The sequence below is a fragment of the Bartonella sp. AA81SXKL genome (assembly GCF_042196945.1).
In the GTDB taxonomy this organism is placed as follows: Bacteria; Pseudomonadota; Alphaproteobacteria; order Rhizobiales; family Rhizobiaceae; genus Bartonella.
The window spans coordinates 23,360-34,833 of record NZ_JBHIRH010000007.1; the positions used below are offsets into that span (position 1 = coordinate 23,360).

6 protein-coding genes and 2 pseudogenes are annotated in these 11,474 nt (G+C 38.2%); all 8 read right to left on the reverse strand.

The annotated features are described in order from the left end of the window. Positions 1 to 321 precede the first annotated feature (321 nt). Complete coding sequence (locus tag ACFINZ_RS05165) at positions 322 to 1,491, reverse strand: BID domain-containing T4SS effector (protein ID WP_375636860.1); 1,170 nt, start codon at positions 1,489 to 1,491, stop codon at positions 322 to 324. A gap of 309 nt (positions 1,492 to 1,800) precedes the next feature. Next, positions 1,801 to 3,399: a BID domain-containing T4SS effector gene (locus tag ACFINZ_RS05170; protein ID WP_375636859.1), complete on the reverse strand. Its 1,599-nt coding sequence runs from the start codon at positions 3,397 to 3,399 to the stop codon at positions 1,801 to 1,803. 861 nt (positions 3,400 to 4,260) lie between these two features. After that, positions 4,261 to 4,380, reverse strand: a pseudogene (locus ACFINZ_RS05175) (integrase); the annotation flags it as partial. 575 nt (positions 4,381 to 4,955) lie between these two features. After that, positions 4,956 to 5,147 (reverse strand): annotated as a pseudogene (locus ACFINZ_RS05180) (type IV secretory system conjugative DNA transfer family protein); the annotation flags it as partial. A gap of 248 nt (positions 5,148 to 5,395) precedes the next feature. Continuing rightward, a complete protein-coding gene (locus ACFINZ_RS05185) occupies positions 5,396 to 7,024 on the reverse strand; it encodes a BID domain-containing T4SS effector (protein WP_375684067.1) in 1,629 nt (542 codons plus the stop codon). 516 nt (positions 7,025 to 7,540) lie between these two features. After that, positions 7,541 to 9,457, reverse strand: a complete 1,917-nt coding sequence (traG, locus tag ACFINZ_RS05190; RefSeq protein ID WP_375634755.1) for a Ti-type conjugative transfer system protein TraG — start codon at positions 9,455 to 9,457, stop codon at positions 7,541 to 7,543. A gap of 155 nt (positions 9,458 to 9,612) precedes the next feature. Then, on the reverse strand, positions 9,613 to 11,247 hold the full coding sequence (locus ACFINZ_RS05195; protein WP_375701205.1) for a BID domain-containing T4SS effector: 1,635 nt from the start codon (positions 11,245 to 11,247) through the stop codon (positions 9,613 to 9,615). A gap of 10 nt (positions 11,248 to 11,257) precedes the next feature. After that, positions 11,258 to 11,473 (reverse strand): antitoxin VbhA family protein, encoded by a 216-nt coding sequence (locus ACFINZ_RS05200; RefSeq protein WP_375610603.1) that lies wholly within the window; start codon positions 11,471 to 11,473, stop codon positions 11,258 to 11,260. Between the last annotated feature and the right edge of the window lies 1 nt (position 11,474).

Here is an 11,474-nt window from a genome sequence, read left to right on the forward strand (position 1 = left end):
TTAGAAAACCTCTTTGGTGCATTCCCCACTTTTAGTTTTGATAACTTTTATATAAAGGAAGATATCCAACTGAATGACCGCCAAAGATTTCGCGCTATTCGGGAGTAGTGTAACGGACCTTTGTGTCTTTTATACAGTTTTTTTATGAAATTTTATCAATAAGTTATGATAAATTATAGGATCCACTTTTAGAACTATTTTTTGTAATATTTTAAAACAACTCTTGGTGCAATCACGATAAAATGATTTGCACCAAGAAACTCACTGAAAAAAAGATTACATGAAAAACAAAAACTATCTGTTTTTATGTTTATGCTCCCCTTACATGGCAAAAGCCATTCCTTTTTCTCCATGTCTTTGTTGTTGTGGGCTGTGCTCTGGACTATTTTGTTCTTGTCCTCTTGCGTGACGATGATGATGGTGGTAATGTCTGTCTTCTGTATCTCTTTCTGGACTTTCTTGTCTTTGACCTCTTTCTCTTTCATGCTCCCGTGTAAACTTTTTATGGAGCTTTTGTGTATTATGTATATGTCTCTCAAGAGCTGAGCAAAGAGGACGAAAACCATCTTCAGCTTCTCTGCGGCTTAGAGATTTTACACCAAGTATTTTGTGACCTGCAAGCTTACCAGCGCTTTCAGGATTTTCTGCAAGGCTCCATAAGACTTTTTCTGCATTTTGAGGGTCGTCAAGAATCTTAGCCAGTTGTTGATTCAAAGCATGTTCGTTACCATAAACAACTCTGCACCATTCTTGCGTTTCTCTTACACCATATTGAAAGTCTACGCTTGTTAAAAGCTTTGTTGTAACCACATCTTTTGGGGTTCTGGGAGGGGAGATTCTGCCTCCGCCAACGCCTTGATAGATGGGATTTTCTAGTTGTTCAGATTCTTGCCCGCCTTCAGCTCCCATGCCAACCGTTGCATAGACGGATTCGAGTGGTCTTTGGGGAGAGTGCCTACCATTTTCACCAACTTCAAGCTCTGCATAGAGATGTTCTGGTTCTTGGGGATGTCGTCCACCCTGTGCACCTTCACCAACTGTGTCGTAGGGTGTTTGCCAATTTTGTGCTGCCAAATCCGTTATTGAATAGGGATTTACGAGTTTGTCGGTGCGTCGCCCATCACTTGGTCTTTCACCAAGTCTATCATAGGGATTTCCTAGTGGCTTTTGGGGAGCATAGGCCGTTTCTGATGGTTGTTGAAGTGTATATTGTTGTGAGTTGCGCTGTTCTTTGGGTGGTTTGTTAACCTTTGCGTAGAGGTCTCCTACATTAGAAGCTCCTAGATTTTGTTGTTCAAGTGGCTTTTGGGGAGCAAAGACCGTTTCTGGTGATTGTTGAAGTGTATATTGTTGTGAGGTGCGCTGTTCTTTAGGTGGTTTATTAACCTTTGCGTAGAGGTCTTCTACATTAGAAGTTTCTAGATTTTGTTGTTCAAATTGTCGTCTTAGTTCCTCTACATTGGTAGAAGGAGTTGGGTGACTTTTTTTCATGGCTGTTTCCTTTCAATATTTTTAGAAAACCTCTTTGGCGCATTCCCCACTTTTTTGATATTTTTAGGACAAAAGAAGAATATCAAACTGAATGGTCTCCAAAGACTTCACGCTATTCATATTGATATGTAATGGACATTTATGTCTTTTATACAGTTTTTTTATGAAATATTATCAATAAGTTATAGTAAATTATAGGATTCATTTTTAGGACTATCTTTTGTAACATTTTAAAACAATTGGTGGGCGTAATGGAGATAAAATGATTGGTATAAAGAGTTCTGTTGGAAGGCAAAAGTTCACGCGTTTTTAGCCGGTAAGAGCCAGCGATGAAGAGCGACTAACTTTCAAGCTGCGAGCTTGACATTGTGCTTCTTGGGTGTTCTTTACAGTATTCGCAATTTCTTTTGCTTTGCTTTCCGATGTCCCAAGGAGGCAAGCTAGTCTGGTATAATCTTTTTCTTGTATGGCTTTACGATCTTCTGAGGATAGACGATTGTGTAGTTGTCGTGAAAAGGTATGGAGTTCTTGTCGCAGTGAACGAGAATGCAATAAAGCTTCCCTTTGTTGTTCTTCTGGTAAGGCAAAAAGGTTTTGTAAATTTTTTCCAGGTTTTTCGACAGTGTGGTTCAGGCGATTTTGTTCTCTTTGGTGTTGCTCTAGAATTTCATCTTTTGTTTGTTGTGTTATTGCGCCATAATTTTTAAGGGCTTGGCTGAGTTGTGGAACAGCCTGTTCGGCTTGTCTGCGATTTGAACTTTTCATGCCAAGTATTTTACTCCCAGCAAATTTAGAAATTGATTGAGGGTTTTGTAAAGTTTCATCGGCAAACTGATTTCCTAAGTTTGGAGCTGCCGTTATGATATCCAATTTTGTCTTTAAGGCCTGGGTTTTACCATAAACAGTCTTTGATAAATTTTCGATTTCTTTTCGGCACGCTTCAACATAAGCGTCATTTGAAATCCTTGTGAATAACTCTTCATGGGTAAGAGGGGCTAAAGTTTCTTTTGGGATCAGTGTTTCTTTTAAGCTTTGAACGTTGGTTTTTTGAAAGCAGAAGCGGGCACCGTTTTGTAATGTTTTGACGAGTTCTGGGGTGAGATCATCTTTGTGTCCGACGACGAAAGCCCCTTCTATTTCCATGACAAAACCTTCTGCTGAAAAACCTCTAAAGATGCCTTCATAGGTTACATCTTCCTTTGCTGCAACAACAACACGATCGTTAATTTCATCCAGTCCAGCGTTTCTCATTTGGGAGATGAACTCTTTTAAAACAAGGGATTTTTGCGGATGGGTGATATCTTCAAAAAGATCTTTCATTGGTTGGGGATTGCCATGTTGCATAGCTTCAATACAAGCTGCTGTCATCCGTTCTTTTGTGATGAAAGAAAAGTCAATGGTATATCCTGCGGCTTGTCCAAGTTTTTCCATAAACATTCGATTTACGCGCCCATTGCCTTTTCTAAAAGGATGTGCGTGCTCGAGCGCCATAAAAACTTCAGCGGCACTTTCAGCAAATTCTTGGCGCAATAAACCTTTTAAATTGTTCTTTTCATTAAGTGTTTTTTCGAGTTGTTTTAGTTCTTTTTGAATCTGCGGTCCAATAGCAAAAGGAATTTCATAGGCTTTGGGACGCATCGCCGGCATATGGGCAGTGGTGCCATCTTCAAATGTAAAGGATGTATCACGGGTTTTTCCAGCCCATTCAAAAGTTTTGTAGAAGAGGCTCCAGTGGATTAGTTTTAGATAGGAAGCATCAAATTTTTGTGGGGGTGGTTCATGGCGAAAATTTACGGCTGCTTTAGTGACGTCATGGGTACTGCGTTGATACAGTTTTTTAGGGTCTTTGATGCCATATTTATTTTTGAGTGTTTTGGTTCCTTTATATAGATAATTTTGCTCTAACATGTAATCTCTCCTAAGTAGGTAGGGTGGTGGTTGATGAGCGTCTTAAACGCTGCATGTGAAAAATTCCCCTTCGCGTATTCTTTTGAGATTTTGGGTGTTATGAGAGGGAGTGTTTTTCCCTTCAGTGTATGGATGTTGTATAAATCGTTTCGTGATGCTTTTGAAAAGCTTTTCTGATGTTTCCTTTGTTTTTATTATCTTGTACTGTAAAATGCTGGTATTTAGGGCGCTGATATGAAGCCCATGAGTGGTCAGAAAATGGATTTTCTATAAAATTGACTCTGGGTAAAATCTTCGTTTTTTGAGGTGTAAGGAAGAGGTCAAAAAGAAAAATGTTGCTTAAAATTGTTGTTTTTTCCTTTAACAAAGTTGTTTGCAAGAGCGCTTTGATGAGGGGCGTGGATATAGCGGGTGTAATCGCTCTTGGTTAGTGGATGGTGCTGGTACTTTTCATACACAGCTCTCAGATTGGTGAATCTATGGGCAAAAGCAGTCATCAAAAATTTTTCTCCATTATATTTTTTTTATTGCTCCATATGAATATCTTGCCATACGAACATCTTTTTTGTGTATTTTTGCAACAAAATGTTTTTTACTTTGTGTTGTTGCTCTTATTGTATGCGCTGCTTTAAGATTTAAGACCCATAAGAGAATAAAAACTTTTCTTTGGTTGGGGAGAAAAGCCTTTTTCAGCGCTTTATCATTAAAATAGAACACTTTATGATATCGTAAAGGGGGAAAAGCTTGTATAAGAATGATTTATTCATTTTGGTGTATATCTTGGATGTTTTTTGGGGGGGAGGGAGAAAATCGATGTTTGTCGTGTGGGTGTTTTGAGAACTTCTTGTCTCAAAGGCAAATCTTTTGTTGATTATGTTCTTTAATGGAGGAACGCCCTTGACGTAAAACAGAATACCATTGGGGTGCTAATTCACGGGCTTGTTTTAAAGAGACATCTTTTAACACACCCATTTGGCGACGGTGCTCATAAATAGTACAACGTTAAAGTCCCCCATGAAGTGTATAAAATCTATTGAGCTTTCCCATTTTTACGCTTCATAAAGAAGCCAGTATCCTCAGATACTTTGAGTGCCTAATGTTTCGGACAAGACCTTGGGCCTTAGAGACGGTTCATAAAAAGGTATGCCTTTCTTGTACAGTTTTACTCTACATGAGGCTCTCGCTTGTGACATGCAGGCGACAGAGTTTTGATTGATGCAACACGACATGGAACAGATTTAAGATGAGAGAATCTTACGCTATTTAGTCTCTTATTTAACAAAAAAATATAAATTATCATTTATAAATCAATTTATTATATAAATTATAGATGAAAAACTTTGTAGAAATGGGTTCCTTTTCCAAGTGGAGATATTAGTGTCGCTATTGGTTGGGTGTATGGGCGTTTTTATAAAGACTTTTTAAAGACCATGGGCGCTGATAAAGCTGATAAAACGATGCACAAAATATAAAACAGAAAATATAAAAAGAAAAATCATGGATTTTTTGAACCTGTTTTTCTTGTATGCGGGCGGTTATTTTTTGTCAATATCGCATCATGGAGGGTAGTTTTTCTTTTGTGGGGTAAAGTGGTGTTTTGTAGCTGCGGCTAACATTTCTTTCCTTCTGAAATAGATGGCTCAACCACATCGCGAAGGGGAGCCTTGCATCAGAATAATTTGTTCATCTTGACGCATTTCTCGAATAACTTTGTGGGGTAAAATGAGTGCTCTTTTTAAAATATTCATATAACCACGAAAATCGACTCCATCTAAGACAAATAAAATAGGCTTTTGTAGCTTTCGTCAGTAGTAATCATGACGTTTAAAAGGAATTAACAATTATCCTGTCCAATTGCTTTGGATATGGTGTATATGCTATGTGCAAAATTGGTGGTAGGGCGCTTAAGTAGTCTGTTTTTTGCATGTATGATAAGAATATTAAAATATCTCTTCCACATAGGTGTTTAAAACAAAAAAACAAAGTTTCATATTTTTTAGTTGGCCATAGCAAGTGTATTTGAACGATTTTGTGTGCGTGTGTAGAATTGGCTATGAGCGTTCCTTGCTTTTTGAACAATGTCGGTAATTTCTCGTGCTTTCTGTTCTGATATACCAATACTTTGTGCAAGTGTTTCATAATCTTTGTTTGTGATCGCACTACATTCGTTTGATGAGAGACGATGTTCTAAACTGTTTATAAAAGTACGGAGCTCTTGGTATAATTGAGGAGATTGAGACAAGATTTCTCTTTGTTTTTCCGGTGATAAAGCAAAAATATTTTGCAAGTTTTGACTGGGATTCTCTACCGCTTTTCCAAGGCGTTCTTGTTTAATTTTATGGTCTCGAGTGACTATATTATAGGTAGCTTCTACAGTATACACATAATTCTCAATTGCAAGAGAGAACACATCAAGATAATTTCGAGCGTGTACACGTGCCGGATTTTGTAGACCGCATATACTAAAACCTGCAAGAGGAGAAACAGAGTGCGGTGCCTGTTTAATCTGATTAGCAAACTGTCTGCCGAATTCTAGATTTTTAATAATCTCTTCTATCTGTTCGTTTAATACGTTTGCGTCACCATAAACAGTTTTTGCGTAAGCTCGGACTTGCTTTTGAGCTTTGAGAACGTAACTATCTAGCGCAACTGTTTTGGCACATTCACTTTTTGTGAGAGGCGCTAATGTTTCTTTTGGAATAAGCGTGTTTTCAAGCTCTTTGCTGTTGGGGGCGGTAAAGGTAATGATATCACCAGGTTTTAATGTTTTTAATCGTTCTGGTGTGAGATCATCTTTGCTACCAATGATGTAAGTTCCTTGCATATCGAGTATAAAACTTTCTGAATAACAACCTTTATAAGTTCCTATATAGGTTTCTCCTGCCTTTGTTGCCATAACAAGGCGATCATCCACGTTGCGTCCCGTATTGTTTACGTGGTCCATAAATTCTTTTAAAAGACGTATTTTGGGGGGATTGGAGATATCCTCAAAAAGATCTTTCAACAGTTGTGTATTGCTATATTGCATTGCTTCGCTACAGGCAGCCATCATACGTTTTTGTGTGACAAGCGAAAAGTCAAGCTGATGTCCTGCAGCTTTGGCAAGATTTTCAAAAAAGACTTGTTCTGTGTGCTCATTGCCATCTATGAATGGGTGGATTTTGTGAAGAGAATAAAATAGACTCGTTGCTTCCTTGACAAATTCTTCGCGTGTTAAGCCTTGCAAATTGTCTTTTTCGGCAAGCGTTTGATCTAATTTTTGTAAGAGTTCAGGGATTTCTTCACCGGTTGCAAAATTATTGCCCCATTCCATTCTTTTCATTTCTGGCATGGCGGCAATGCTATCGTCTGTAAATGCGAAGGGGATATGGCGCAGATGTCCAGCCCATACAAAGGTATTTTTAAACAATTGTTGGTGGATATGGCATAGATAAGTTGAATTAAAATATTCTGGCAGGGGTTCTGCACGCAGATTGATCATGGCTTTTTGCCTATCATGTGAGCATTTTTCCAGAAAACGTTTTAAATCTGTTTCTCCATATCTATTTTTGAGAATTTGGGTACCAAGATAGATATAATTATGGGGTGAGGGAATCCCTTTTGTTTTTTCTTTTGCTTTGGGCATTGTTACATTCCTTATAATGTTACATTATCTATGAGAGTGTGTTAAACTTTTTGTTTGAAAATCCCCCACGCATATTGTTTTGAGATGTTGAGACTTGGGTGAGGAAAAAATCCCTCAAATTCGTAGGTGTTTTTGAGTGTATCAATCTTTATCTTGGCATTTTTTTCTTTTACTGAGAGAGAATGGTTCATTTGGGTTGTTTTCATGCATATTGTCTTTTAATTTTTTTGTAGAAAAATTTCCCTATAAAAGCGGTGCCTTCAAAAGTTTCCTGATAGGATTCTCAAGGCATAGATATGATTGGTATTTATTATTTGGAGATGAGGAGAGTGCTTTATAAAGAAAATTGGCATTGGTAAGCACAGGCATAATACCATCATTTAAAGACTTTTCCCCATATTTTTCTTGTTGTATCAAGCGGGAATTCCTTCTTTATAGGCTTTTATGAGATAGAATCTCTGCTTTTATCCTTTGATGTTTTTGTTTTGATGCATTGCCTCCATTAGAGGGTGTTTTTTAGTTTTTCTTTTGTGGAGCAAAGCGGTTTTTTGCAGCTGCGGCTAACATTTCTTTTCTTCTAAAATAGATCGCTCGACCACAACGTAAAGGGGGTTGTCCTTGCATCAGAATAATTTGTTCATCTTGACGCATTTCTTGAATAACTTCGTGGGGTAAAATCAGGGCTCTTTGTTGGTAATTGACGTTGTATGAACTCTTTCCTAAAGATAAACCTCTTGATTTGTTTGTTCCGGTTACTTCAACGGTCATTTGGCCACAGCGTTCTGAAATGTCTTTGGCAGTTTGGAGATCTTTAATGGCAGCATAGCTGACAAAGGAACAACTTTCAAACCATGAACGTGCTCCTGCTTCTCCAAAGTGGTTGACCAACTGGCCAGAGGATTGATAGAAGAGCATCAAGGATGTACCGTATTTACGTCCACGGTCGCGGGCTTCTTCTAAAATATTCATATAGCCTAAAAGATCAACTTCATCTAAGACAAATAAAACACGCTTTTTATAGTTACCGTCTGCTGTAACCATGGCATTGAGAAAGGCGCCAATAATCACACGTCCAATAGCTGGATAACTGTTTAAAATGCTTGCGGGGAGATTGAGAAAAACATCTGTATTGCCATTGGTAATATCTGAGGAAAAAAAATCATCTCCGCAGACAAGATCTGCATAATTGGATAAAGAAAGCCATTGGGTGTCTTTTGAGGCGGTGGTATAAACCCCTGAAAAGGTTTGCTCTGCCATTTCTGTAAAAATACCAACCATTTCACGAATAAAAGGAGAAGGTGTTGTTTCTTGAATCATGCGTAATTGATTAACAACAGCTGTTTCTGATTGAGAGAGAATACCACGCAATGTTTTTAAATTGCGCTCGCTGTCTTCATATTCATCAGAAAATACAACATGAGCAAGAAGAGCCGTTAATAGATTATGGGCTTGTGTTGAGAAATATTCCGCTGAAGAATTATCTGATTTTTTATCTGTAAGAAGCAACTTTGAAAAGCTTACAATATTTGCTTCGCGTTGTGTGCGTGGTACGCTGTCATCTAAAAGCCAATCGATGACATTAAAGTTTTTTGTTAACAATGAGTTGGGATCGAGAACAATGACATTTCTATTTCCCATTTTTTGACGCGCAAATTTGACCATTGGGGCAACTTCTGTTGAAGGATCAAGACAAATAATAGACCCTGGATAGGTTAAACACGTGGGAACTACTGTACTTGTTGTTTTATAGCCACCAGAACCAGCAAAAAAGATCATATGAGTTGAACCAAAATCAAGATTAAAGGTTAGCAAAGGGGCTGTTCCACCCTTTCCCCATGTTGTTTTATTGCCAGGTGCAAAGGGAATGTTGCACACATTATCTTGATCGACACGGTATCTTTCACCCACAACAATTTGCCCATTGGCAGGAAAGATTTTTGCTGCTTCTCTTAAATTCATCCAAGCGGCCTCACCAAAAATACCTTTTTTTGCACGCTTGACCTTACTTTTAGGGGGAAGGGTTGTTACGAATTGAATGATGGAAAAAAAAACACCAATGATGATGCCAAAAACAACCATGGGGTCCATGAATTGAAGAGCATAGCCCCATGTTATTCCTTGTTGGCCAACATAGGGACTTAAACGTTTTATTTCACCACCAATATAGTAAAGAGCGGTTGTTCCAAAAAAGACAACGGAGACAAAAGTGATCATTTTACGCAGGTGTAGTTTTTGCGAGAGACTATACAACAATGAAACAGCAGCCGTTAGTGCTAAGACTAATAAAGGCTCAGAACGAAGAGTCCAATAAATTTGATCGCTTTTTAGTCCATTTGTTATAAACAATAAAAAATGAGGGACAAGGAATATCGTTAAAGCACCTAAAGCGATCGGTGTTAAAATGAGTACCATTTGTGTTTTGGTATATTTCATTGTATTTTACTTTCAATTCTGTCAGAATATGTTGCGAAATGCTCTTTTCTAGGTGTGTGATATGAACTCTCATCTCTTTTTGCAAAGGTGCAGATAACGCCAAACAGTTTTCGCTTATGAGCCTTTCTCATTAAGGAGGAAGGTTTTGTCTATTCTTAGCAGGCCATAGCGAATGCTTTGGAACGGTGCATTGTGCATACTTGTGCTTGCTGGTGTACTTCTTTGGTTTGCTTAATAATTTGTGTAATTTGTTTGGCTTTATTTTCTGATACACCAATGCTTTGAGCCAATGTTTCATAATCATTATTTTGAACTGCTTTATGTTCATTTGGTGAGAGACGGGTGTTGATCTTTTTTACAAAGTTGCTGAGCTCTTTTTGACATAAAGGATTTTTTGCTAAAGCTTCTTGTTGTAATTCTTTTGGCAAGGCGAAGAGGTTTTGCAAGCTTTGACTTGGCATTTCTACCATTTTTGCAAGGCGACTTTGTTCTGTTGCATGTTCTTGCGTAATTTCCTTTTCAGCATGTCTCACTGCATGGGCAAAATTTACAACGGCAGTACAGAGCATCTCAAGATGATTTTTAGCGTTTGCACGTGTCTGATTTTGTAGTCCACATAAACTGAAACCGGCAAGATGAGAAATAGAGTGCGGTGCTCTTTCAATCTGGTTGGCGAGCTGTTGGCCTAAGCTTGGATTTTTGATGATTTCTACCATCTGTTTGTTTAATGTTTTTGTACTACCATAAACAATTTTTGACAATTGCTGGACCTGTTTTAGGCTTGCGTGGACACAAGAATCTTCTGCAACCATTTGGGCCGTTTCATTTTCTGTCAAAGGGGCTAATCTCTCTTCTGGAATGAGAATGCTTTCAAGCTTTTTTGTTTTGGGAACGGTAAAGGTAAATCTATCACCAGGTTTTAATGTTTTGAGTTGTTCTGGTGTGAGCTGTTCTTTATTGCCGATGATGTAAGCGCCTTTCACATTGAAAGCAAAGCTATCATAACCAGCACCCCTATAGGTGCCTGTGTAGGTTTCATCTTCTTTTGCAACCATAACAGGACGATCATTAACATTGCGCCCAAGTTCTTTCATGTTGCTCATGAATTCCTTTAAAAGAAGTATTTTATTGGGATTAGAGATATCTTCAAACAGATGTTGCATTGGTTCTAGATCACCATTTTCTGCTACAACAACACTGGCGAGCATCATGCGTTCTTTTGTAACAAGTGAAAAGTCAAGCTGATGCCCTGCTGCTTGAGCAAGCTTTTCAAAAAAGACCCGTTGTGTACGTCCATTGCCTTCTCTAAAAGGATGAAGTTGGTTAAGGGTGTTAAATAAGCTTATTGCTTCAGCGTTAAATTTCTCGCGCGTTAAGCCTTGCAAATTATCTTTTTCGGCAAGCGTTTGATCTAATTTTTGTAAACCGTCTTGGATTTCATCGCCGAGTGCAAAAGGATTTTCCCATCCTGTTCTTTTCATTTCGGGCATGGCGGCTATGGTGCCATCTTCAAATGTAAAGGGGAGATGGCGCATATATCCAGCCCATTCAAAGGTATTTTTAAATAAGTGGTGATGAATAGAGCATAGATAGGAGCTATCAAACTTTTCTGGTAAGGGGGCTTCACGCAAATTAACCATTGCTTCTGCTGTATCATGTGAGCATTTCTCCAGAAAGGATTTTAAGTCTTTTATTCCATATTTATTTTTGAGTGTTGTGGTGTTTGGGTAAACATAATGATGGGGAGAAACTATCTGTATATTTTTTGTCTTTGCTTTTGCTTTTGGCATCGTAGCTTCCTTATAATTTTACGTTGTCCATAAGAGTGTTAAATTCCTCGAGTGAAATATTTCCCTTTGCGTATTCTTCTAAAATTTTGAGTGTTGTAGGATGAAGCGCTATTCCCTCTATCGCATGGGTGCTGATGGCTGCTTCAACGGCTTCACGGCGTTTTTTTAATTCTTCTTCTGTCATCGATAAAAGATTTTCTCTATTTTCTGTTTCGTTGGTTTTCATG

What these genes read in the sequence shown, in the direction of transcription:
- ACFINZ_RS05195 (WP_375701205.1), bottom strand. Translation starts at nt 11,247, where the DNA reads ATGCCAAAAGCAAAAGCAAAGACAAAAAATATACAGATAGTTTCTCCC.
- ACFINZ_RS05165 (WP_375636860.1), bottom strand. Translation starts at nt 1,491, where the DNA reads ATGAAAAAAAGTCACCCAACTCCTTCTACCAATGTAGAGGAACTAAGA.
- ACFINZ_RS05200 (WP_375610603.1), bottom strand. Translation starts at nt 11,473, where the DNA reads ATGAAAACCAACGAAACAGAAAATAGAGAAAATCTTTTATCGATGACA.
- ACFINZ_RS05170 (WP_375636859.1), bottom strand. Translation starts at nt 3,399, where the DNA reads ATGTTAGAGCAAAATTATCTATATAAAGGAACCAAAACACTCAAAAAT.
- traG (WP_375634755.1), bottom strand. Translation starts at nt 9,457, where the DNA reads ATGAAATATACCAAAACACAAATGGTACTCATTTTAACACCGATCGCT.
- ACFINZ_RS05185 (WP_375684067.1), bottom strand. Translation starts at nt 7,024, where the DNA reads ATGCCCAAAGCAAAAGAAAAAACAAAAGGGATTCCCTCACCCCATAAT.